This window comes from Pseudoalteromonas sp. H105 (genome assembly GCF_001469215.1).
GTDB lineage: Bacteria > Pseudomonadota > Gammaproteobacteria > Enterobacterales > Alteromonadaceae > Pseudoalteromonas.
This window is the reverse complement of sequence record NZ_LOFH01000004.1, coordinates 300,306-323,686: the sequence shown is the minus strand read 5'-3', so window position 1 is coordinate 323,686 and position 23,381 is coordinate 300,306. Positions and strand designations below refer to the sequence as shown.

Here is a 23,381-nt window from a genome sequence, read left to right as displayed (position 1 = left end):
TTATTGGGCTTTGGTGCTTGCCTTAAGCTATTTGCTTTTCAGCTAGATTTAATTCCATCGTTGCCTTTAGCAAGCGGTAAAGGTTAATTGATGCATCAATTTCTTCTTTACGGTTTGTTAAGCTTTCAATGTTTAGCCCTAATGGCACATCTAAATGAGCACAGCTTTGTAAGATCAAGTCTAAGTTTTCACGGCAAATACGCACCGATTCACTCAGTGGATTGTTAGAATCCAACATACGCCATTTTGTGGCCTCCGGTACAGAAATCCCTAGCCACTGCATAAAGTCTAACGTTTTCTCGCTGCCACATGGTGTAAACGTCAGAATGATTCGTTGCGGTTTTATACCTTGTGCTTTACAGCTGCGTGCATAACTGGTTATTAAATCAATTGTAGCTTGGGCATTGTAAACAGCTTGTGAGATGAAAAATTTGCACCCTTGTGCTGTTTTTTCAAGTAAGCGTTCGTGTTCGTTACGTTTACTAGCGTGGCGCTCAGCAATAGTCACGCCGCCTAAAAAGAAGTCATCCGACTGTTGCTCTAACACTTTATAGGCATTTGGTAAGCTTAACTTGATATCACCTTCAGATGATGGGCTACCCACAAGCACTAGGTTTTTTAAATCAAACTGGGTTTTGGTTTCATCTAACCAGGCTTTAAATTCTTCTTCACCGCGCTGCGCAACACTTTTATAAGTGATCACGTCTTGATCGGATAGATTACGCAATAGATGGCTGTATTCTCTAGGGTCCACAGTCTGTTTGAAAGGAAAAGGGCGCGGCTTATCTGTACGGCTACTTTCATCTTGAATATCATAAATAATCACCCCGTCGTATTCAATTTCATGTAAACGGCCTAATAGCTTTTGCGCAATAGTTTCAAGTTGAGCTTTATCAGTACCAATGCGTGGCGGTGTTGTGCCAATTAAGTACACACCTTGATTGGTATCTTCGATTTTCTCTTGTAATGATAAAGCCATAATCCTCATTCCAGCTGTTTTTTGTCTGTGTCGAATAATATAGCAGCCATTTAGACGTCTAGATAGATTTTTTTGATGAAACTTTCTCAATCAGTATGAAATTATCTCAAGTTTATTTGAGGAGTGACGGTCGTAAATACACAACTGTTTACATAATTCATTGTACTAGGGCTCTTATATTGGCTTGGTTTGTTGCATAATCTTAGAGTATAAAAATTTTATAACTAAAAAAATATTCAACTAACAAGGGATAACAATGAGATTTAAATTATTAGCAACGAGCCTAGCTGTTACGCTAGCACTGAGCGGGTGTGCTAGCAATGAAAGTACAACCATGGTTAAAGAAGTTGAAATAGAGCAAAACTCTGTAAACACTGCAAACGATCGTGTCTTTTCACAAGACTACGTTCTAGAAGAGCTAGATAACGGTTTGCGTGTGATGATAGTTAAAACTGACTACCCAGATGTTGTTTCATTGCAAATCCCTGTTTCAGTTGGTTCACGTAATGAGGTGGAAGCGGGTAAAACGGGTTTTGCGCACTTTTTTGAACATATGATGTTTAAAGGGTCTGAAAAGTTTCCACAAGATGTGTATTCAGATATTTTAAAAAACTCAGGTGTTGATAACCGTGCTTATACAACAAATGATTACACCAACTATCACCTCAACTTCTCGAAACAGCATCTTGATAAAGTACTCGAGATTGAAGCCGACATTTTCCAAAATTTAAAATATTCAGAAGAGCAATTTCGTACCGAAGCATTAACCGTTAAAGGTGAATACCTTAAAAACAATGCCAGCCCCATTCGTAAGTTACTTTCAGCTGTGCGTAATGAAGCATTTGAAGAACATACCTACAAACACACCACGATGGGCTTTTTTGAAGACATTGAAGCTATGCCAGATCAAATGGCCTATGGTAAAGAGTTTTTTGAGAAGTTTTACAAACCAGAATATGTTTCATTAATTATTGTTGGCGATGTTGATACAAAAGAAACCATGGCGATGGTTAAAAAGCATTGGGGTAACTGGCAAAAAGGCGATTATGTTGCCGATATTCCTACAGAACCAAAACAGCAAGCGGCTAAGTACATCCATGAGAAAAACGAAGGTCTGCCAGGTCATTGGTTGCTTGTATCGTATAAAGGCACTGCTTGGAAGCCAGAGGTAAAAGACCGTGCAGCATTGGATTTACTCTCGCAGCTTTATTTTTCAAATAACTCAGCGCTTTACCAAGAGTTAGTGGTTGATAAACAAATTGCCAGCCAAATGTTTACCTACAACCCAGATACAAAAGATCCGGGCTTACTGCATGTATTTGTCAAAGTAGAAAACGAAGACGATTTAGCTAAAGCCCGTGATGCAATTAATAATACTTATGCAAAAGCGCGCACAGAGTTAGTTGATAGCCAGAAGCTAGCTGATTTGAAATCTAACTTAAAATACAGCTTTATTAATGGCCTGGATTCATCTCAGTCAATTGCATCGACACTTGCGAGTTATATGCATTTTGAACGCGATCCAGAAGTAATTAATCAACTGTACGCAACCGCTGACAGTATTACAGCCAAAGATATTCAAGATATTGCTAACAAGTACTTTGTTGACAGTGGCCGCACAACGGTAACCATGTCGGCACTTGATAAAATAGCCGGTTTTGAAAAAGACGTTGACCTAAATACGCTAGTTGCAAGCAAGCAAACAGTGAAAGAGCGCCACTTTAATGTGCTTGATAAGACCAATAGCTCACCATTGATTGACGTTAACTGGCTATTCCACACGGGTGCTGCGGCTGATCCTAAAGGTCAAAAAGGGGTGGCTGCATTGACTGCTGCCATGCTGGCACAAGGCGGCTCTGAATCTAAGAGTTATAATGATATCAAAACAGCACTGTATCCATTAGCAGGCAGTTTTGGTTATCAGATTGATAAAGAAATGATTTCACTTCAAGGACGTGTTCATAAAGATAATGCTTCGCAGTGGTATGCATTAGTCAGTGAGCAATTACTTAATCCTGGTTTTAGAGAAGATGACTTTAAACGTTTAAAGAAAGAGCTGATTGACGGCATTAAGTCGGGCCTAAAAGCCTCTAACGATGAAGAGCTAGGTAAAGAAGTACTTTATCATAAGCTGTACCAAGGTCATCCGTATGAAAGTTACAACTATGGTGACTTGTCAGACCTAGAAGCATTAACACTTGATGATGTAAAAGCGTTTTACGCCAAAGAGTTCACGCAGGCTAAATTAACTGTAGGTCTAATTGGTGCGGTACCAGAGTCTCTTAAAACAACCATGTTTGCTGATTTAAGCGATTTACCAAAAGGGAAGGAGAGTCGTTTATCAATTCCAGATGCACCTATTCTAAAAGGACATCATGCCACTATTGTTGAAAAGTCAGCGCAATCAACCGCTGTTTCATTTGGTTTCCCAATTGATACCATTCGCAGTAGCGAAGACTGGACTGCACTGTGGTTAGTGCGCTCGTACTTTGGTGAGCACCGCAGCTCTAACTCATACTTGTATGAACGCATTCGTCAAACGCGTGGTATGAACTATGGTGATTACGCGTATATCGAGTATTTCCCACGTGGTATGTTCCAAACAAAACCAGATGCTAATTTAGGTCGCTCAGAGCAAATATTTCAAGTATGGTTGCGCCCATTACGTTCAAATAATGATGCACACTTTGCAACACGTACGGCGTTATTTGAACTTGATAAGCTGATTAAAAATGGCATGACAGAAAAAGACTTTGATGCAACACGCAACTTCTTAATCAACTTTGTGCCGCAAATGGTTGCAAGCCAAAACCGCCAGTTAGGCTATGCGCTTGATAGTGAGTTTTATAACACTGAAACGTTTGTTAACTACGTGACCAGCCAGCTTGAAAAACTAAGCCTTGCTGATGTAAATCGCGTAATAAAAGAAAACTTACAAACAGACGACATTCACTATGTATTTATCACAGGCGATGGTAAAGATATGCAAAAACGCTTAGCGTCAGAGCAAACGTCACCTATGGTATACAATGCAGAAAAACCAGCAGAGCTCGTTGCCGAAGATAAAGTAATCGCTGATTACAAATTATCTATTCCTGCGAAAAACATTGAAGTGTTGGCTGTAGATAAGGTATTTGAATAACAAACATTTAAATAACTAAAATGTTTAATTTAAATGCCCCAAATTTGGGGCATTTTTATAGTGCTGCACCCACTTTTACACCGAGTCCAAAAAGTATAATTGCGCTGACGATAAGCAATAAGGTGATGTGTCCTCGGGTTTGTTTTGTTATTACTTAAACTCCTTATTTCATAATTAAAAATACGGTGATCATGCCAAGCGCAAAGCTTGAAAAAGATGAAATTGCTATCATCGCTGTTATATTTTTTTTATTAATAATCTGTGTTTTAGAGTCTGATGCTGCGACCTCTTCAAATCGTATCAATTCGCCTTGTCGAACCTCCAATACGGCACATAAGGCCATGGTGGTCTCTTTTGACGCAGCGCCTTCTTTTTCGACTCGCTGAATGGTCCGTAAACTCACATCACAGGCATCCGCAAGTTGCTGTTGAGTCCAATTTAATTTTTGCCTCAAGCTTTTTACGGTTTGGGGGTTGAGCTGCATATTAAAGCTCCCCAATGAGGAATTCTAAAATAGTAATGAGTAAGTAGCCGCCAATGAGTCCACCCAAAAAGCAGCCGGCAAGAACTTTTAGTGATGTTTTTGGATTGTTAAATAGTGATGATTGTTCGTAGCTTTTAACTAACTTTTTATTTTTAAACAGTGAACACTGAAGTCTTCCCGTTAAAATGTTCAGCATTTCAAATTTAACATTAAACGTATTACCTGATAGTTCAAATTGGTGCTTACTTGTTACACTAATATTTCGCTTTTCACTAACAAGCTCATCATTGATATAGACCTCTTCTTTACCTGTGAAGTAGCTACCAAAACAGGCTATTTGATCATCGCCATCTTGAAAGTAAAATTTATAACCCAGTTTTTTAGTATTTAGTATGTCGTTATTCATCATCATGTATCCTTGTTGAGTTGATGATGCTAATTTAGCGATTATTTTTATTATTTACGCCGTCAGTTATATGCCAATGGTTATATTGTCATATGACATGACGACTGTCATGTACTGTTAATGCCTGAATTAAATAGAATTTTAATTTTTACAATACTTGTTGGTTTTTTATTGCTTGTCGTATGGTGTTGATAAGTTTGTTCATTAGCTATGGGGTTAAGTTTGTTATATCTAATAGCCAGAACAAATAATGACAGTATTAACACATCAGCCATGAAATCCGTTAAACTTAACTAAAGCACATTTATATTTTATTTAAGGCCGTCCTATGCGTCATGAAATTTGGCAACAACTTCGTACAGAAGCGAATGAGGTTGTAACTCGTGAACCTTTATTAGCAAGCCATGTTTATTCATGTATTTTGAATCACGAATGTTTAGGTTCGGCATTAAGTTTTATTGTGGCAAATAAGCTAGCAGATGCCGTTGTTTCAGCGTTTACCATACGAGAATTATTCGATCAGGCGTTTGTTGACTGTGATCGAATGTTGACCCATGTTGCTCATGACATTAAAGCGGTTAAAGATCGTGACCCAGCTGCCGATACTTACTTAACTGTTATTTTAAACTTAAAGGGTTTTCATGCAATACAAGCACACAGACTTGCACATTGCCTCTGGCGTCAAAACCGTAAAGAACTCGCGCGGTTTATTCAAAGCCGTACCTCAGAAGTATTTGGCGTTGATATCCATCCTGCTTGTAAAGTCGGTCATGGTATTATGTTTGACCATGCAACTGGCATAGTCATCGGTGAAACGGCCGTTATTGAAAACAATGTTTCAATCCTGCAATCAGTAACACTCGGTGGTACGGGTAACGAGAAAGGTGACCGTCATCCTAAAATTCGTGCTGGTGTTTTAATTGGTGCAGGTGCCAAAGTGTTGGGCAATATAGAAGTCGGTGAGGGGGCACGCATTGGTGCAGGTTCAGTTGTATTAAGTCCTGTGCCAGCCCATACTACAGCAGTAGGCGTACCTGCTAAGATTGTGGGTAAGCCGGGATGTCCATTCCCTGCGCAGAGTATGAACCAAAATTTCTTAGAAGCAGAGCCTGTCAACGAGTCTCATACGAGTGCCATGTTATAAAACGTCGTAAAGGAATTACAACGAAATGATAAAAAATAGCCCATTGTCTTTATTGCTCGCTTTTATAGCGGGCATCACATTAGCTTCAGGCTATTTTTTTCTTACTGCCCCGACGCCTTCTCAACAAGAAGCTAACGTAGAGCTAATTCAAACACAGTCCAAAGTATCAAAAGAACCTGTTGAAGTAACCCAAGTAAGCGTTTTGCCTACGATGGAAGTAGAAAAGGAGTCCGCTGATAGCGACCTTGGCTCGGACCACTCTAAAGAGCAATTACAGCAGCAAGTGAAAGAGTTAGAGCAAGCACTCGCCGTGCAAAAAGCCACAGTGAAAAGCTATCAAAAACAACTCAGAGCTCCTTCTGATTTTGAACAAGTACTGCTTGATAAATTTGACCAGCAAACACGAAATGAAGAGTGGGCTTATCGCACAGAAACAGCCTTACAGGATTTTTTGATAACAGCCGACTTAACGATTACCCCAGAGTTAGTCAGTGCTCAGTGTAAAACCTCAGTGTGTAAGTTTGAACTTGTGGCACCAAAAGGCAATGAAGAGTTTGATCACAGGCAATGGCGAGAATTAAACGATAAGTTAGTTAAACAAGCGTTTTGGCAACAATTTAAAACCAGCACCTCTACATCGAGTGACGATGACTTTCAATTGTTGCTCAGCACTGAGCCTTAACACACCTTAGATTCAATGGTGCCATCTGCTAGTTCAGTAAGTAGCACCTCACCCGCTTTCACACTTGAGACTGATTTAACCACTTTACCTTGTTTTGATTTAGTAATGCTATAACCGCGCGCTAACACATTTAATGGGCTAACTGAATCTAGTTGACCCGCTTGCATAGCCAGGTCGTTTTTAGCGCTTCCAAGGCGTTGTTGCATCGCTTGTTTCATCCGAGCCTGCAATTGTTGTAATTGGTGATCTGCTTGCGCCAATTTTCTATCTGGGGAGCGCTGTAATAAGCGCGGTGTTAAATTAGCTAGTCGGCGTTCCTGTTGATAAAGGCGTTGTTGCATGGCATTTTGCAGTGCAAGAGTAAGCTCATCTAATCGTTGCGCCTGCTGGGTCAATTGGTTGCGTGGGTGGCAAAGTGTAAGTTTATGTTCAAGCTGCACTGCTAGTCGACGTTTATCTGCCAATTGATGCTTGAATGCATTCGCTAAACGATTAAGCATTTGTTGCACTTGATTGGTTAATTCAGCACTGTTTGGGCTAACAAGCTCTGCGGCGGCACTAGGGGTGGCTGCACGTATATCAGCCACGTAATCACTGATAGTGGTGTCAATTTCGTGGCCAACAGCACTTATTATTGGGAGTTTACTGTCAAAAATAGTGTGAGCAAGTTGCTCGTTGTTAAAACACCACAGATCTTCAAGCGAACCACCACCGCGGCCTAAAATTACCACGTCGACTTCATTACGCTCATTCGCTAATGAAATTTTATTGATGAGTTGTGTATGTGCATCTTTGCCTTGCACCGTTGCTGGATAAATGACCACTTCAAGTTGCGGTGCTCTGCGTTTTAATACTGTCAGAATGTCTTTGATTGCAGCACCAGTAGCAGACGTAATAACGCCGACCCGATGCACAACGTTGGGTAATGGTTTTTTATGAGCAGAGCTAAACAACCCTTGAGCCGCTAAGCGCATTTTAAGCTCATCGAATTCTTGTTTTAACTGGCCTTCACCAGCCGCTTCCATATGTTCTACAATTAATTGGTAATCACCGCGCGGTTCATACAGTGAAACACGTGCACGCACGGTTACTTGGGCGCCATTTTCCGGGCGATAGCGTTGGCTCCGGTTGTTACCTCGCCACATGGCAGCTTTAACTTGAGCGCGTTCATCTTTTAAAGTGAAGTACCAATGCCCAGATGCGGGAGTAATAAAATTAGATATTTCACCCGTCAAAATAAGCGAGGCAAACCCTTGCTCAAGTACGGTTCTAATTTCTCTGTTCAATCGAGAAACAGTGTAAATCATTGGCTGTTGCGACTTCAGTGCCATAAAACGACTCTTAAAAATACAGATATGGGGATTTTATCACAAATATTTGCGAAATCTTATTTACTCATGGCAATAACGCTGATAAAATTTGGCCGCAATTCCTTATACAAGATCCACATGTGAGAAGTTGCCAAAATGCTTAGAATTGCTAAAGAAGCTCTTACCTTTGATGACGTACTTTTAGTACCAGGTCATTCTACTGTTTTGCCACACACGGCAAATATTTCAACTCGCTTAACGCGTGGTATCAAACTTAACTTGCCGTTAGTTTCAGCATCTATGGATACTGTTACAGAAGCTCGCTTAGCGATTGCTTTAGCGCAAGAGGGCGGTTTAGGTTTTATCCACAAAAACATGACAATCGAAGAGCAAGCTAAAAACGTGCGTAAAGTTAAAACGTATGAAGCGGGTATTGTTTCTTTTCCTGTTACAGTTACTGCGGATTTAACGATTGCAGATGCAGTTGCACTTTCTGAAGAAAAAGGTTTTTCTGGCTTTCCAGTAACAGATGCTGATAACGGTTTAGTGGGGATTGTTACCAGCCGTGATATGCGTTTTGAAACGAAACTTGATCAACCTGTTTCAACTGTTATGACTGAGAAAGACAAGCTTGTTACCGTTAAAGAAGGTGCCGCACGCGAAGAAATCTTAGGCTTAATGCATGAACACCGTATCGAAAAAATTCTTGTTGTTGATGATGCATTTAAATTAAAAGGCATGATCACCGTAAAAGATTACCAAAAAGCACAAGACAAGCCAGATGCTTGTAAAGACGATCAAGGTCGTTTGCGTGTCGGTGCTGCGGTTGGTGTAGGCGCAGGTACTGATGAGCGCATTGCAGCCTTGGTTGAAGCGGGTGTCGATGTATTATTAATTGATACTTCACACGGCCACTCACAAGGCGTTATTGACCGCGTTGCTGCAACTCGAAAAGCATTCCCTGATTTGCAAATTGTTGCAGGTAACGTCGCAACAGCTGAAGGTGCTATTGCACTTGCAGATGCTGGTGTTGACGCTGTTAAAGTAGGTATCGGTCCTGGTTCAATCTGTACAACACGTATTGTTACAGGTTGTGGTGTACCGCAGATTACTGCTATCTCTGACGCAGTTGAAGGCTTAAAAGGTCGCGACATTCCAGTGATAGCCGATGGCGGTATTCGTTTCTCTGGTGATATTGTGAAAGCATTAGTTGCAGGTGCATCATGTGTCATGGTGGGGTCAATGCTTGCGGGCACTGAAGAGGCGCCGGGTGAGGTTGAGCTTTATCAAGGTCGTTACTACAAGTCATACCGTGGTATGGGCTCACTAGGTGCGATGAACCAAAAAGAAGGTTCATCTGATCGCTACTTCCAAAAATCAAATCAAGCCGACAAGCTTGTGCCAGAAGGTATTGAAGGTCGCGTAGCCTATAAAGGCCCTATCGCGACCATTATCCATCAACAAGTAGGTGGTCTTCGCAGTGCAATGGGGTTAACCGGTTGTGCAACAATTGAAGAGCTAAACACCAAACCACAGTTTGTACGTGTTACTTCGGCAGGTATGGGTGAGTCGCATGTTCATGACGTGCAAATTACCAAAGAAGCACCGAATTACCGCTTAGGTTAACTAACCTAACCTATTGAAATTACGGGGCTGGCTTTTGCTGGCCCTTATTTATAGTCATTCAGATTATCTGAATGCCAGTTCTTGACTAACGAGACCCCCAATGAGCAAAGACATTCACGATTCACGAATTCTTATTTTAGACTTTGGTTCGCAATACACGCAATTGATCGCCCGCCGTGTGCGAGAAATTGGTGTTTACTGTGAACTGTGGGCATGGGATGTAACGGAAGAGCAAATCCGTGAGTTCAATCCACAAGGTATCATTCTTTCTGGTGGCCCTGAGTCAACAACCTTAGACAATAGCCCGCGTGCACCTGAGTACGTATTCAATGCGGGCGTGCCGGTACTTGGTATTTGTTACGGCATGCAAACAATGGCTACGCAGCTTGGCGGCAGTGTTCATAGTTCTGATAAAAAAGAATTTGGTTACGCGCAAGTAGAGAAAGTGGGTAACTGTGCGTTATTCGACGCGATTGAAGATCATATTACTGATGGTGGCAATGGTGTACTAGACGTATGGATGAGCCATGGCGACAAAGTGATGGAAATTCCTGATACTTTTACAACCACAGCCAAAACTTCAACATGCCCGCATGCGGCGATGTCTAACGAAGAAAAACGTTTTTACGGTGTGCAGTTCCACCCAGAAGTAACACACACGCATCAAGGTCAGCGTTTATTAGAACGTTTTGCAATTGATATTTGTGGTTGTGAAAAATTATGGACAGCTGCAAAAATTATTGATGATGCAATTGAGCGTATCAAAGACACTGTGGGTGATGATGAAGTTATTTTAGGCCTCTCAGGCGGTGTTGATTCATCGGTTGTTGCTATGCTTATTCACCGTGCAATTGGCGACCGTTTAACGTGTGTTTTTGTTGATAATGGTTTACTTCGTTTAAACGAAGGTCAGCAAGTTATGGATATGTTTGGTAACAAGTTTGGCCTTAACATTGTTAAAGTTGATGCCGAAGAACAGTTCTTGGCAGATCTTGCGGGTAAATCAGATCCAGAAGATAAGCGTAAAGCAATCGGTCACACATTTATTAACGTATTTGATGAGCAATCTAAAAAGCTTAAAAATGCGAAGTGGTTAGGTCAGGGTACAATTTACCCCGATGTTATTGAATCAGCAGCATCTGCGACAGGTAAAGCACACGTAATTAAATCGCATCACAATGTGGGCGGTTTACCCGATGAGATGAAAATGGGCTTAGTAGAGCCATTACGTGAGTTATTTAAAGATGAAGTACGTAAAATTGGTTTAGAGCTCGGTTTACCATACGACATGCTTTACCGTCACCCATTCCCTGGACCAGGTCTAGGTGTGCGTGTACTTGGCGAGATCAAAAAAGAGTACTGTGATTTACTTCGCCGTGCTGATGCAATCTTCATTGAAGAGCTTCACAAAGCTGAGCTTTACCATAAAGTAAGTCAAGCGTTTACTGTCTTCTTACCTGTTAAATCAGTAGGTGTGATGGGCGATGCGCGTAAATACGACTGGGTTGTAAGCTTACGTTGTGTTGAAACTATCGACTTTATGACTGCGCGTTGGTCACATTTACCCTATGAGTTCTTAGGTGTGGTTTCAAACCGCATCATTAACGAAATCGATGGTATCTCACGTGTCGTTTATGATATTTCAGGAAAGCCGCCTGCAACGATCGAGTGGGAATAGTTTTTAATGGTGCAAGTCATTATTAGTTAATGGCTTGCACCGCTTTTTAGATAGTCTCAGGCTTTTTTATAAACCAACCATTGTTAATGGCTAGACTGCCAACCCCTCATTGCCCATATCAGATACACTTCGTAGCAAAGCATCTATATAGCTTAAAAAAATCCAACTTAATTAGAAATCGAATCTATAATAATTAAACAGCGAAAGTATACGATTAAGTTTTTGACAATTTACAAGCGTATTTAACTCTCCTCTATTTGCAAATACTTGAAGACGAAAATCAAGTGCGGCAATCCACCAAAGATGTGAAATGTACAGTTTAGTGCTCTTTTTAGATGAGTGTTTTAGGCTATATCCCTAAGGTGAAGGAAGTAGTGATGGTCAATACTAAACATTTAATTAAGGGCTATTGTTGAGTCGATAACACCTTAATGAAATAGCTATATTGCTTGATACCGATAACAGAGGTTTTTAGTGGCAGTTGATGAATCTGTTGTAAATAGTGTTGAAGAAAAAATGCGTCTAGTTATCCCTATTTTATTTTGTATAGGCGGTATATTAGTGGCATTTAGTCTTATACTTGTGGATGTAAAAAATAAAAATTTAGCCTTGCTCCTTATTTTTGCGTGGGTGTTATGCTCATTAATCGCGATTGTTTTTAAGCAAATGAGGCAAAAATTTTTAGTTGTATTGGCTATTTGTGTTTCTGTAGCTTTTCCGTCGCTTGTTATCGAAAATGGCGTCATACCAGTCACTATGACGCCTTTATTAGCAGCAATTATTGTGCTCCTTGTGACGGGTTGGCTGCGTATTATCTGTGTTTCTATTTTGAGCAGCGCACCAATAATACTCCTTGTAGACGGAGACCCTGTAACAACAGCTATTGCTGTACGAGCAGCACTCAGTGCTGTTGTGCTTTCTATTCTTATTTCTTATCTTCGAAGTAGTTATCAAGGACTAGTCGACAAGACTAAATTACAGTTAGAGACCAATGAAAGAATATACGGGGTTATAGGGCATGAGCTGCGCACACCCGCTGCAACTATAAAAATGCTGATAGATGTTGAGCTTGAGCAAAACCGTTCGAAAAATTTAGTCGAGTTACAGCAGTTATCAACACATTTGCTCTGTGTACTTGATGATATGAAAATGTCATCGTTTAGTAGTTCGCTATCTGTTTACAATAATAATGAAGTCATATCGGTTCATGATATCGTTGAACGGGCGATTGAAGGGGTAAAACCTTTGGCCGAAAAGTGTCACTTTATCATTAATTTTGAAACGCAAAAATCAGCTTCTGAGCATCATAAAGGTTCCACCAAAGCTATATTCCAGATTATTCAGAACTTAACTAAAAATGCCATACTCCACAGTGGTGGTCGTTCAGTTACAGTAACTAAAACAGCCGAAGATTTGAGTGATGATACAACTCACTACCGTATCAATGTTATTGATGATGGTAATGGTATTGAGCCTGAATTTCGAGACAGGATGTTTAATGCATTTGAACGTGGGGAAACATTAAGTGAAGGGACTGGGCTTGGGCTTAATGTCTGCAAGCAAATTGCTTACACCTTGGAGCAGGGGGATTTACACTACATTGAAAGTCCACACGGCGGTGCTAATTTCGAACTCACATTTGTCCTTAATAAATGCGAGCAAGGCGACACATCATCGTTAATAGACAATGATGTCGAGTTACTTGAAAATCTAAAAATACTCTTAGTCGAGGATACGCCAATCTTACGTATGATAAGTAGCAAGATTTTGGCGCAAAATGGTGCCATAGTAACAGAGGCTGAAGATGGTATTATTGGCTTGAATAAAGTAAAAGAAAATGACTTTGATTTGGTTATAACCGATATCATGATGCCTAATTGTGATGGTTATGAGTTAACCAAGGCGTTGCGTACGCAAGGTTTTACAAACCCAATTATAGGCGTAACAGGTGCAACCGTTGGTAATGAAGCGAACCGGTTAGTTGCGTGCGGTGCAAATGCCGTTTTGCCTAAGCCACTCACCCTTTCAACTATTACTGAAGAGCTGAAAAAATTAAAAATGGTTAAAAAGTAAAGTTTTGCTTAATCGATGTTGTGTCGCAAGAGAAACAATTTAAGTATGTCATCTCTTTTTATTTAAATTGACGACCTTTACTTAAGGTGAAGTAAAGAGTAGCGACTCGTTGATCTACTCAAAAAGTGATTAAGGAGCAACCCTTCAGCATGCTAATTCACCTATTTGTTTATTTAAAAGGCAAACGAACTAAAAAAGTAATTTTTTCCTTTACCTTTGGCGAAAGGTCTCTATAATTCGTCGTCATTGCAGGGGCGTAGTTCCAATTGGTAGAACAGCGGTCTCCAAAACCGACGGTTGGGAGTTCGAATCTCTCCGCCCCTGCCATTTCTTCTTTACATCGTTTTTATTACTTCTTATATTATCCAAATGTTTTAATCTACTGAGTTGTTATGCATCCACGTTACGCAGCTATTTTTGGCATAGAGAATCTAGCACTTAATCAGCATTTTCGTCCGGATAAAAAAGACCACGTTATTGCTGATAAACCGTTGCTAACAAGCTTCGCAGAGAATAAATCAAAAACAGATTTACTCGACATTAGCGCGACGTTGCATGGCGATATAAATAAAGCTATTGCGCCGCAAACAATGACTCAAATAATACAAAGTCAGACAATCACATACCATAACGGTGTGTTGAGCTTGCCTCACTCACAATTAAATCCTAAACAAAAGCGTGCGCTGTGGGCACTGTTGAGCGATACACTTGATAACTTTTAAAACTGTTTCAGCATCTTCAATCGATGCGCTTATGGGTATTGAGAGCGCATGTCATAGCCACCCATGGACACATAAAACCATGCAATCTTGTTTAGTTGGACGCTATTTTAATTTAGCGGCATTCGATGACACCCAAATGGTGGGGTTTTACATTGGGGAGAAAGCTGGTCCTGATTTTACGTTGATGGATATCTGTGTGGCGCCTGCGTTTCAAGGGCAGGGTATTGCTAAACAATTATTAGACAAGTTTATTACGTATGGTGAGCAACACAGTGCTGAAAACTTGTTTCTAGAAGTGCGAGAGACAAACACGCGTGCAATTAAACTATATGAACGTGCTGGGTTTAGTGAAATGTCTGTACGTAAAAATTATTACCCTAGTGATGACTCTGCAAAAAATGGTCATGAAGATGCCATTCTAATGGGGATGACTTTGCTATTTAGTTAACGAATCCTGGTTTATTGTGTACTTTATTGCTTCAATTAAGCTTAATGCTAAATAATCGCGTCGGTTATGATCAGTGTCTCTGCCACGTAAGTTATTTTCAAGTTCAGTAGCTGCATGGTGAATATTGTTAAATCCAAAACAACCTGCGCTGCCTTTTAAATTATGTGCAAGTGATCTTAATACTTCCCACTCTCCAGTTTGATATAGTTGGTTTACCTGCACTAAATGATCTGGCAGTTTTGAGCGATAGTTTTCATTTATCTGTTGGAACTTTTCACTATTTAATAGACTATCCCACTTATTTTGGCTGTCTTTTTCGATATGTAAATATTTAACAAGGACATTTTCCAGGGCATCTTTATCTATTGGTTTTGCCAAGGCTTCATTGCAGCCTGCTTTTAGGTAGGTATCTACATCATGTTTCATCACATTAGCGGTAAGTGCGATAATAGGGCCATCATAGGCAGCGTGGCGAAGCATTTGCGTTGCTTCTAATCCACCCATAACAGGCATTTGCATATCCATAATGATGACTTGATAATCATTAACTAACGCCATCTCCACTGCCTCGGCTCCATTGTTAGCAATATCAGGGTCTAATCCCCAAGTTTGCAGCAGTAATGTAATCAATACTTGGTTATCAGGATTATCTTCAGCAACTAAAATATTGGCATCAAAGCTATTTGCAGCAAATGAAAGCTGGGTATCTTTTTCTGGTGTTAATTGGCTTAGCTCAGTTAGCATCGGGGTTTTATTTCCTTCAACAAAGTTGCAGGCTATTTTTACGCTAAAACAGCTGCCTACACCGGATGTACTTTGAAGGTAGACATCGCCGCCTAATAATTGTGCTAAATTTTTTGAAATACATAACCCAAGCCCTGTGCCACCAAAGCGGCGAGTAGTGGTGGCATCAGCTTGTTCAAAAGGTTTGAAAACACGTTCAATTTCATGCTCTGACATACCTATACCGCTGTCTTTTATAGCAAATTCAATTGATTGTGAGTTTGTATCATAAGTAATGTCTAAGCTTATTAAACCTTGCTCAGTAAACTTAACTGCGTTGCTGGCAATATTGATCAAAATTTGTTTTAAGCGGGTTGCATCAGAATTAATAATTTTAGGTAATGGTAGATGATAATTTATTTCACACTTTAGGTTCTTTTCTTGCGAAAGGGGGCGAATAATAGAGTCAATATCATGTACAAGCTGAACAATATCAAGCGGGTCTTTTTCAACAGCCAGTTTTTCAGCTTCTATTTTTGACAGGTCTAAAATATTGTTTATTAACTCTAATAAATGCTTAGAGTTGCGTAAAATAGTGGCTAAATGTAGTTCATCTGAAGCGGCTTCTTTGCTGTGCAGTAGTTGCTCTGTAAAACCCATGATTGCGGTTAAAGGGGTACGAATTTCATGGCTCATATTCGCTAAAAAGCGGCTTTTTAACTGGTTTGCCTGTTCAGCTTGAGCAATTGCAGACTCAAGCTGACTGTTCATCGTTTCGAGTGCGCGGGTTCGGCTTTCAACTTTATCCTCCAGATGGTGTTTGTACTCTTCAAGTTCATCCTGATAATGACGAATTTGGTTTACCATGTGATTAAAGTCATTAAATAATACGCCTACTTCATCATTATTATGGGCGGGTAAATACACCGATAAATCACCATCACCGACTCGGTGGCTGGCCGCTCCCAATGACTCTATCGGGTTGAGTAATAAGTTGCGTACAACAATAAAAATCAGAATGGGCAAAGTGATTATTGAAATAATGACTATGAGCGCAGTGATCAAGCTGATTGCTTTTCCTGATTGATACAACAATGCTTTGGGAATGGTCGATACATAATAATAGCCACCGTTCATTTGCACGGCGTAAATCATGCGTTCTATTTTATCAATACTTGATAACTCAATGGTTGAAAGCTTGCCTAAGTCAGCAAGATTATGAATTTGTTTGAGCTCATATTCACTAATAAATTGCCCTCGTTTATTATAGTCTGAGCTAAATAAAATCTTACCGTCTTCTGTGAGTAGTAAGTTGAGGGTATTGTTATAAGGCGCTTCCAGAATACTTGTATTTAGAATAGAAGGCTCGACATGCAGAATAATAAACCCTAACTGTTGAGGGCGTTTTAAGTAGTAATCAGCGCTGTATACGCGCTGTATGAAATATAAACTGGTTGTGCCGTCACTTTTTTGCACCATAAATTGTTGTTGGCGTAGATTACTCTGTAATACACGAGAGAAGAACGGGTAGTCCGTTGGAGGAGTATTCAAATTGCTGGAATAATACGCCTTACTTTTCCCACGTGGAGAAACAAGGTTTACACTAATAATATCAGGGTAAGCTTCGGAGTAACTGGCGAATACATCCATTAAGTCGCCTAATTGAGAAGTGTAATTGCCATTGCTAAGCATGTCATCAGCAAGAAAGTCACTCAACACAGGTGAAGTGGATAAAAGTTTGGAAGTGGAGTGAAAAGAATCAATGTAGTTAAACATTTTCTGCTGTTGTTGTTCAACAAATCGACTCACTATAAGCTCTGCTTGCTTTTGGGTTGAGTTAGTTACATTTGTTAATGTAAACCCCCCCAGAAAAAGCAGTGGCAAGATCACAAGCGGTGTGATGTACCATAATAATCGAATACTAAGCTTACTGGTTTTCATGCCCAATCAATATTTCCTCCGTGTAATCTTACCAATAGTATGCGTTAGGAGAACATTAAACAAGTATCGCGCTAACAGTCTTAATTATAGTTTCTTAGAAGTGCTTAATTACTTGCAATCGTTGCTTTTTTGGCTAGGACAAACAAGGTATAATAACATCAATTCTATTTTATTTTTACGATGCCCAAAGTAAGCCCTGTGTCGGCTTGTTTTTGTTGTGCGTTGTTATGACTTAAAGCGGCTTACATGTCTAATTTATTAAACGAAATCAATACGCGACGTACATTCGCTATTATCTCTCACCCAGATGCGGGTAAGACTACCATCACCGAAAAAGTATTGTTATTTGGACAGGCTATCCAAAAAGCGGGAACCGTTAAAGGGCGTGGCTCTAACCAGCATGCTAAATCCGACTGGATGGAAATGGAAAAAGAGCGTGGTATCTCAGTGACAACCTCTGTGATGCAGTTCCCTTACAATAACGCACTCGTTAATTTACTTGATACCCCTGGACACGAGGATTTCTCTGAAGATACTTACCGCACACTTACAGCGGTGGATTCGTGCTTAATGGTCATTGATGCCGCAAAAGGTGTAGAAGAACGTACGCGTAAATTGATGGAAGTTACGCGCCTACGTACCACACCTATTGTTACCTTCATGAATAAGTGTGACCGTGATATTCGCGACCCAATGGAGCTACTGGATGAAGTAGAAACAGAGCTAAACATTGCCTGTGCGCCTATTACGTGGCCGATTGGTTGTGGTAAAGAGTTTAAAGGTGTTTACCACATCCACAATGATGAAGCGGTGTTGTACAAAACAGGCCAAGGTCACACTATTCAAGAAGTGCGTACAGTAAAAGGGTTAGATAACCCTGAGCTTGATACCGCTATTGGTGAAGATTTAGCTGAGCAATTACGTGAAGAGCTAGAACTTGTCATTGGCGCGTCAAACGAGTTTGACCTAGAGCTGTTTTTAGCAGGTGAGCTTTCGCCTGTGTACTTTGGTACCGCGCTTGGTAACTTTGGTGTGGATCATGTACTCGATGGTTTAACGCAGTGGGCACCTACGCCATTACCGCGCGAAACTGAAGATCGCCAAGTCGTTGCTACTGAAGAAAACTTTACTGGTTTCGTCTTTAAAATTCAGGCCAACATGGATCCTAAACACCGTGACCGCATTGCTTTTATGCGTATTGTGTCGGGTAAATATAGCCAAGGTATGAAAATGAACCACGTACGCCTAGGTAAGCAAGTCAGTATCTCTGATGCGGTAACCTTTATGGCGGGCGATCGTGAGCGCGCAGCAGATGCATATGCGGGCGACATTATAGGTTTACATAATCACGGTACGATTCAAATAGGTGATACGTTTACGCAAGGTGAAAAGCTTAAATTTAGCGGTATTCCTAACTTTGCACCTGAGTTATTTCGTCGTATTCGTTTACGCGATCCACTTAAACAAAAGCAGTTATTAAAAGGTTTAGTACAACTTTCTGAGGAAGGCGCTGTGCAGGTGTTTAGACCACTAATTAACAACGACTTGATTGTAGGTGCGGTAGGTGTACTTCAGTTCGATGTGGTTGTTGCTCGCTTAAAAGCGGAATACAACGTAGATGCGATTTATGAAAGCGTAAATGTAAACACAGCCCGCTGGGTAAGCTCAACAGACGTTAAAAAGTTTGAAGACTTTAAGCGTAAATGCGAAAGCAACTTAGCATTAGATGGCGGCGATAACTTAACTTACATCGCCCCAAGCCGTGTAAACCTTAACTTATCAATTGAGCGTTACCCTGAAGTGACGTTTAACCACACGCGTGAAAACTAAACTCAAAATTTAAATAAAGCCCGCACACGCGGGCTGATAAAGGTAACAGATATTATGAACATTCGTACGCTATTAATTGATAAAGCCATTGCCGCGATGACAGCTGCAGGTTTACCTGCTGATACAAACCCAGCGGTAACGCAAAGCACGCGTCCACAATTTGGTGATTACCAAATTAATGGTGCAATGGGCGCCGCTAAAAAAATGAAAAGCAACCCACGCGAACTTGCGCAAAAAATTATTGATAACTTAGATATCAGCGATATTGCCGATAAAACAGAAATTGCTGGCCCAGGCTTTATTAATATTCACTTAAAGCCTGAGTTTTTAGCGCACAGTGTAAAAGCGGCAAACAACGACTCAAAGCTTGCTGTTGCAGAACATGCACAGCCACACACAGTGGTTGTTGATTATTCGTCACCAAACCTTGCCAAAGAAATGCATGTGGGCCATTTACGCTCAACGATTATTGGTGACTCTGTAGTGCGTGCACTTGAGTTTCGTGGTGACAAGGTAATTCGTCAAAATCACATGGGTGATTGGGGCACACAATTTGGTATGCTGATTGCGCATTTAGAGGATCAAATTAACCAAGGTGTTGATTTAGATTCTGTTGCGCTTGCTGATTTAGAAACATTCTACCGTGATGCGAAAAAACGCTTTGATGATGAAGAAGGCTTTGCAGATAAAGCGCGCGAATACGTAGTTAAATTACAAGGCGGTGATGCGCATTGTGAAAAATTGTGGAAGCTCTTCATTGCTACTTCAGTTAAACATTCAGAGGAAGTGTATAAGCGCCTAAATGTAACACTCACTGCAGACGATATTATGGCTGAGAGTGCATATAACTCAGAGCTTAATAACATCATTGCGTTATTAAAAGACAAAGAAATTGCAGTTGAATCACAGGGCGCACAAGTTGTATTTTTAGATGAGCTTGCAAATAAAGATGGCGAGCCGTCTGCGTTTATCGTACAAAAATCAGGCGGTGGCTTTTTATATGCCACAACTGATTTAGCAGCATGTGACTATCGCTCAAATAAATTGGGCGCTGAACGTATTTTAATATTTGTTGATGCACGTCAGAGCCTTCACTTTAATCAAGTAGAGCTTACAGCACGTAAAGCAGGCCTTTTACGCGATGTAACAAGCTATGAGTTTTGCCCATTCGGCACCATGATGGGCGAAGATGGCAAGCCATTTAAAACACGTACTGGTGGTACGGTAAAGCTTGCAGATTTACTCGAAGAATCAATCACGCGCGCTACGGCAAAGTTAGCTGAGCGCACATCTGATTTAAGTGCTGAAGAACGGAGTGAAATTGCTCGTAAAGTGGGTATTGGAGCAGTTAAATATGCAGACTTATCTAAAAACCGTACCAGTGATTATATCTTTAACTGGGATACGATGCTTAGCTTTGAAGGTGCAACAGCACCTTACTTACAATACGCTTATACCCGTGTTCGCAGTATTTTTCGTAAATCAGGGGTTGATGCAGGCACATTAAATGCCGATGTAGCCATTATTGAGCCACAAGAAAAAGTACTTGCATTGAAACTGTTGCAATTAGAAGAAGTGCTTGATCAAATGATCAATGACGCGACACCTCACGTACTGTGTAGTTACTTATACGAACTTGCAAGCCTATACATGACGTTTTATGAAGCATGCCCAGTATTGAAAGAGGGCGTAGAACCCAATGTACGTGATAGCCGCTTAGTGTTGTGTAATTTAGTGGCAGATACATTGCGCACAGGATTGGATTTACTAGGCATCGAAGTCATGGAGCAAATGTAATCTACTGCGTGTAGTTTGCTTTGACTTCGTTGTCGTGCTTTTTTAGCCTAAGTCACATACAAAACGTATGCTCCTTGGCATAAAAAAGCACTCCGCCTTGTCAGCACTTCTACACTTGCAGATGCGTAATTTCGCATTGAATAGTTGATCCTAATCAATCACATATAAGAGCGTATGTTCATAGAGGTAAGCCGGTTTTCCGCCTTGTCTTAGGCTAAACTACTTAGGTGGATTCTGCTGCTTGTAGGTTGGGTTGGGTGTAACTAAACCCAGCAAAGTTAATATAATCATACGCCTTATGCTTGACTGTCTATTTTGATTAACCTAGAACCTAGAGGGAATTTTATGAAACTCGAAGATATTCGCCGTGAATACCTGCAAGATGCGCTTAGCGAAGACAACTTGCTTGATTGCCCGTTTAAGCAATTTGAAATGTGGCTTGAACATGCCGTGGCATCACAGTTACCTGATCCAACCGCAATGGTTGTTGCTACGGTAGATGAAACCGGCCAGCCTTCTCAGCGCATTGTATTATTAAAGCACCTAGATGATAACGGTTTTGTATTTTTTACCAATACAGGCTCACGCAAAGCGCAAGAGCTTAAAGGGAATAACAAAATTTCGCTGCATTTTCCTTGGCACCACATGGAGCGTCAGGTGATCGTTTATGGTGAAGCCAAACCCTTACCAACCGCTGCGGTTGCAAAATATTTTTTATCGCGCCCGAAAGAGAGTCAATTAGCAGCATGGGCTTCAGCCCAAAGCAGACCAATTTCATCACGTAAAGTGTTGATGGACACCTTCGCAAAAATGAAAAATAAGTTTTCTAATGGTGAAATCCCACTCCCCGATTTTTGGGGCGGTTATTGTGTTGTGCCAAGCAAAATAGAGTTTTGGCAAGGCGGTGCTCATAGGTTGCATGACCGATTCATATATCAACGTCAACAAGATAATAACTGGCAAGTTACGCGGTTGAATCCGTAAGCTGTTATGGGTTTTATTGATTCCCACTGCCACTTAGACTTTAGTGAGTTTGAGCCTAATCGGGAGCAATTGGTAGAGCAATGCAGGCAGCAGGGGATAAACGGTTTTATTGTGCCTGGAGTGACGTTAGCTCAATCCAAGGCACTTATAGAGTTTGCAAAGCGGTATTCTTGTATTCGTATTAGCGCAGGTTTGCACCCCTATTTTTTGTCAGAATACCTTGATGAACATTTAGCACAATTGACTGAATTTGCGCTTCACCATCGCGATAAAATTAGTGCTATTGGTGAGTGTGGCATTGACAGAAGCATGGATAACCTTAGTCTTCAAATCCAAATTTTTGAACACCAAATAACACTCGCTAATCAGCTACAACTCCCCTTAATTGTTCACCATAGACAAAGCCATGACTTAATTGCCCAATCCTTTAAACGCTGTAAACCTAAATATGGCGGTGTAATACATGCTTTTACAGGCTCAGTGCAGCAAGCACAGTCTTATATTAAACAGGGGTTTAAATTAGGCGTTGGTGGCAGTATTACATACGAGCGGGCGCAAAAAACTCGGCACGTTATTGCACAGCTAGATGCAAAGCATTTACTGCTTGAGACGGATTCACCCTCAATGCCTTTATGTGGTTTTCAAGGGCAAATAAACACACCATTACAACTTCCGCGCGTGTTTGAGCAATTATGCGCACTAAAACAATTAACCGATGCAGATAAAGCGCAATTTAAAAAGCAGCTTTATGAATCGTGTTCAGCACTTTTTTGCATATAGCGACTGACTTGCCAGCGCTTTAAACCCCGTCCTAGCTGCCATGTGAAAATACAAGTTATCACTAACATTAATAGTACTTGACGACCTAAATCATGAAAATGATTATGGCTTTGCGATACGGCGGCACGGGTTAAATAAGTGATTGATACAAACCCAATAGGGCGTTCATTGTCATTGATAACAGGCTCAACAAAAGGGGTTTTTAATTTGCTAATACCAGGGGTTGAATAGGGTAATTTCCCCATTAAATGATGAGGTTGCCAGTTATCGCTGCTGGCAATCAAGGTTCCTTGGTGGTCGTAAATTGTGGCTGCTAGTACAAACTCATCTTTGCTCATATTATTGCAAAGTGCATTGAGAGCGGGTTTGTTTTTTTCGATTAGGGGTGTTTGCGCATTTAGAGCCATAAATCGGGTTAAGCTTTTAGCTGTATTGTCCGCATTATCATAAAGTAACTGATGGCTTTGAAAACTGCTATTGACTGCAACCCATGTTAATAATAAAAAACAGGCAGCCGCTAAGCTTAGGCGAACAAGTCGTTGCCTTACTGATGCTGAAACTGGGTTATTAATATGGTTATTTTTCATAGTCACTGCTTACGCTGCTGACAGCCTTTGTTTTTGATGTTACAA

Annotated in this window: 18 protein-coding genes and 1 tRNA gene; 13 read left to right on the top strand and 6 right to left on the bottom strand. The window is 40.7% G+C overall.

What is annotated here, in order from left to right; genetic code table 11:
- Positions 1–22: 22 nt before the first annotated feature.
- A complete protein-coding gene (locus ATS75_RS09425) occupies positions 23–979 on the bottom strand; it encodes a methylenetetrahydrofolate reductase (protein WP_058560188.1) in 957 nt (318 codons plus the stop codon).
- A gap of 256 nt (positions 980–1,235) precedes the next feature.
- Between ATS75_RS09425 and ATS75_RS09420 the strand changes: the two genes are divergently transcribed.
- Positions 1,236–4,121, top strand: a complete 2,886-nt coding sequence (locus ATS75_RS09420; RefSeq protein WP_058560187.1) for a M16 family metallopeptidase — start codon at positions 1,236–1,238, stop codon at positions 4,119–4,121.
- A 163-nt stretch (positions 4,122–4,284) separates the two neighbouring features.
- Here ATS75_RS09420 and ATS75_RS09415 read toward each other — a convergent pair whose 3' ends face one another.
- Both ATS75_RS09415 and ATS75_RS09410 read right to left on the bottom strand, forming a co-directional pair.
- Positions 4,285–4,605, bottom strand: coding sequence for a helix-turn-helix domain-containing protein (locus ATS75_RS09415; RefSeq protein ID WP_058560186.1), 321 nt, complete (start codon positions 4,603–4,605; stop codon positions 4,285–4,287).
- A 1-nt stretch (position 4,606) separates the two neighbouring features.
- Positions 4,607–5,011, bottom strand: a complete 405-nt coding sequence (locus tag ATS75_RS09410; RefSeq protein WP_201020959.1) for a hypothetical protein — start codon at positions 5,009–5,011, stop codon at positions 4,607–4,609.
- A gap of 328 nt (positions 5,012–5,339) precedes the next feature.
- Between ATS75_RS09410 and cysE the strand changes: the two genes are divergently transcribed.
- Both cysE and ATS75_RS09400 read left to right on the top strand, forming a co-directional pair.
- Positions 5,340–6,155 carry a serine O-acetyltransferase gene (gene cysE, locus ATS75_RS09405; RefSeq protein ID WP_058560184.1) on the top strand — a complete coding sequence of 272 codons (816 nt, stop codon included), beginning with the start codon at positions 5,340–5,342 and terminating at the stop codon, positions 6,153–6,155.
- Positions 6,156–6,180: 25 nt separating this feature from the next.
- Positions 6,181–6,837 carry a hypothetical protein gene (locus ATS75_RS09400; protein WP_058560183.1) on the top strand — a complete coding sequence of 219 codons (657 nt, stop codon included), beginning with the start codon at positions 6,181–6,183 and terminating at the stop codon, positions 6,835–6,837.
- Here the strand turns inward: ATS75_RS09400 and xseA are convergent.
- Complete coding sequence (gene xseA / locus ATS75_RS09395) at positions 6,834–8,168, bottom strand: exodeoxyribonuclease VII large subunit (protein WP_058560182.1); 1,335 nt, start codon at positions 8,166–8,168, stop codon at positions 6,834–6,836. The genes ATS75_RS09400 and xseA overlap by 4 nt on opposite strands.
- 135 nt (positions 8,169–8,303) lie before the next feature.
- Between xseA and guaB the strand changes: the two genes are divergently transcribed.
- The 6 genes from guaB to rimI all read left to right on the top strand — a co-directional run bounded on the left by guaB (position 8,304) and on the right by rimI (position 14,694).
- A complete protein-coding gene (gene guaB / locus ATS75_RS09390; RefSeq protein WP_058560181.1) occupies positions 8,304–9,773 on the top strand; it encodes an IMP dehydrogenase in 1,470 nt (489 codons plus the stop codon).
- 100 nt (positions 9,774–9,873) lie between these two features.
- Positions 9,874–11,451: a glutamine-hydrolyzing GMP synthase gene (gene guaA / locus ATS75_RS09385; RefSeq protein ID WP_058560180.1), complete on the top strand. Its 1,578-nt coding sequence runs from the start codon at positions 9,874–9,876 to the stop codon at positions 11,449–11,451.
- Positions 11,452–11,925: 474 nt separating this feature from the next.
- Complete coding sequence (locus tag ATS75_RS09380) at positions 11,926–13,524, top strand: hybrid sensor histidine kinase/response regulator (protein ID WP_235591165.1); 1,599 nt, start codon at positions 11,926–11,928, stop codon at positions 13,522–13,524.
- A gap of 250 nt (positions 13,525–13,774) precedes the next feature.
- A tRNA-Trp gene (locus tag ATS75_RS09375) sits at positions 13,775–13,851 on the top strand.
- 65 nt (positions 13,852–13,916) lie between these two features.
- On the top strand, positions 13,917–14,246 hold the full coding sequence (locus ATS75_RS09370; protein WP_058560179.1) for a hypothetical protein: 330 nt from the start codon (positions 13,917–13,919) through the stop codon (positions 14,244–14,246).
- Positions 14,233–14,694 carry a ribosomal protein S18-alanine N-acetyltransferase gene (gene rimI / locus ATS75_RS09365; RefSeq protein WP_058560178.1) on the top strand — a complete coding sequence of 154 codons (462 nt, stop codon included), beginning with the start codon at positions 14,233–14,235 and terminating at the stop codon, positions 14,692–14,694. The genes ATS75_RS09370 and rimI overlap by 14 nt, the downstream gene beginning before the upstream one ends.
- On the opposite strand, the gene ATS75_RS09360 is transcribed toward rimI, so the two are convergent.
- Positions 14,683–17,358 carry an ATP-binding protein gene (locus ATS75_RS09360; protein WP_058560177.1) on the bottom strand — a complete coding sequence of 892 codons (2,676 nt, stop codon included), beginning with the start codon at positions 17,356–17,358 and terminating at the stop codon, positions 14,683–14,685. The genes rimI and ATS75_RS09360 overlap by 12 nt on opposite strands.
- Positions 17,359–17,604: 246 nt before the next feature.
- Here ATS75_RS09360 and prfC point away from each other — a divergent pair, with 246 nt between their 5' ends.
- From prfC to ATS75_RS09340, 4 genes are all read left to right on the top strand, one after another.
- Positions 17,605–19,188, top strand: coding sequence for a peptide chain release factor 3 (gene prfC / locus ATS75_RS09355; RefSeq protein WP_058560176.1), 1,584 nt, complete (start codon positions 17,605–17,607; stop codon positions 19,186–19,188).
- A gap of 54 nt (positions 19,189–19,242) precedes the next feature.
- Complete coding sequence (gene argS, locus ATS75_RS09350) at positions 19,243–20,985, top strand: arginine--tRNA ligase (RefSeq protein ID WP_058560175.1); 1,743 nt, start codon at positions 19,243–19,245, stop codon at positions 20,983–20,985.
- Between the two features lie 345 nt (positions 20,986–21,330).
- Complete coding sequence (gene pdxH, locus ATS75_RS09345; protein WP_058560174.1) at positions 21,331–21,969, top strand: pyridoxamine 5'-phosphate oxidase; 639 nt, start codon at positions 21,331–21,333, stop codon at positions 21,967–21,969.
- A 6-nt stretch (positions 21,970–21,975) separates the two neighbouring features.
- Positions 21,976–22,749 carry a TatD family hydrolase gene (locus ATS75_RS09340; protein WP_058560173.1) on the top strand — a complete coding sequence of 258 codons (774 nt, stop codon included), beginning with the start codon at positions 21,976–21,978 and terminating at the stop codon, positions 22,747–22,749.
- On the opposite strand, the gene ATS75_RS09335 is transcribed toward ATS75_RS09340, so the two are convergent.
- Positions 22,716–23,336 (bottom strand): AhpA/YtjB family protein, encoded by a 621-nt coding sequence (locus tag ATS75_RS09335; RefSeq protein ID WP_058560172.1) that lies wholly within the window; start codon positions 23,334–23,336, stop codon positions 22,716–22,718. The genes ATS75_RS09340 and ATS75_RS09335 overlap by 34 nt on opposite strands.
- Positions 23,337–23,381 lie beyond the last annotated feature (45 nt).

Bases quoted from the DNA above. Each gene is read 5' to 3' on its own strand.
- ATS75_RS09370 (WP_058560179.1), top strand. From the start codon at position 13,917: ATGCATCCACGTTACGCAGCTATTTTTGGCATAGAGAATCTAGCACTT.
- ATS75_RS09420 (WP_058560187.1), top strand. From the start codon at position 1,236: ATGAGATTTAAATTATTAGCAACGAGCCTAGCTGTTACGCTAGCACTG.
- cysE (WP_058560184.1), top strand. From the start codon at position 5,340: ATGCGTCATGAAATTTGGCAACAACTTCGTACAGAAGCGAATGAGGTT.
- ATS75_RS09425 (WP_058560188.1), bottom strand. From the start codon at position 979: ATGGCTTTATCATTACAAGAGAAAATCGAAGATACCAATCAAGGTGTG.
- guaB (WP_058560181.1), top strand. From the start codon at position 8,304: ATGCTTAGAATTGCTAAAGAAGCTCTTACCTTTGATGACGTACTTTTA.
- argS (WP_058560175.1), top strand. From the start codon at position 19,243: ATGAACATTCGTACGCTATTAATTGATAAAGCCATTGCCGCGATGACA.
- ATS75_RS09410 (WP_201020959.1), bottom strand. From the start codon at position 5,011: ATGAATAACGACATACTAAATACTAAAAAACTGGGTTATAAATTTTAC.
- ATS75_RS09360 (WP_058560177.1), bottom strand. From the start codon at position 17,358: ATGAAAACCAGTAAGCTTAGTATTCGATTATTATGGTACATCACACCG.
- prfC (WP_058560176.1), top strand. From the start codon at position 17,605: ATGTCTAATTTATTAAACGAAATCAATACGCGACGTACATTCGCTATT.
- ATS75_RS09340 (WP_058560173.1), top strand. From the start codon at position 21,976: ATGGGTTTTATTGATTCCCACTGCCACTTAGACTTTAGTGAGTTTGAG.
- ATS75_RS09400 (WP_058560183.1), top strand. From the start codon at position 6,181: ATGATAAAAAATAGCCCATTGTCTTTATTGCTCGCTTTTATAGCGGGC.
- pdxH (WP_058560174.1), top strand. From the start codon at position 21,331: ATGAAACTCGAAGATATTCGCCGTGAATACCTGCAAGATGCGCTTAGC.
- ATS75_RS09335 (WP_058560172.1), bottom strand. From the start codon at position 23,336: ATGAAAAATAACCATATTAATAACCCAGTTTCAGCATCAGTAAGGCAA.
- xseA (WP_058560182.1), bottom strand. From the start codon at position 8,168: ATGGCACTGAAGTCGCAACAGCCAATGATTTACACTGTTTCTCGATTG.
- ATS75_RS09415 (WP_058560186.1), bottom strand. From the start codon at position 4,605: ATGCAGCTCAACCCCCAAACCGTAAAAAGCTTGAGGCAAAAATTAAAT.
- guaA (WP_058560180.1), top strand. From the start codon at position 9,874: ATGAGCAAAGACATTCACGATTCACGAATTCTTATTTTAGACTTTGGT.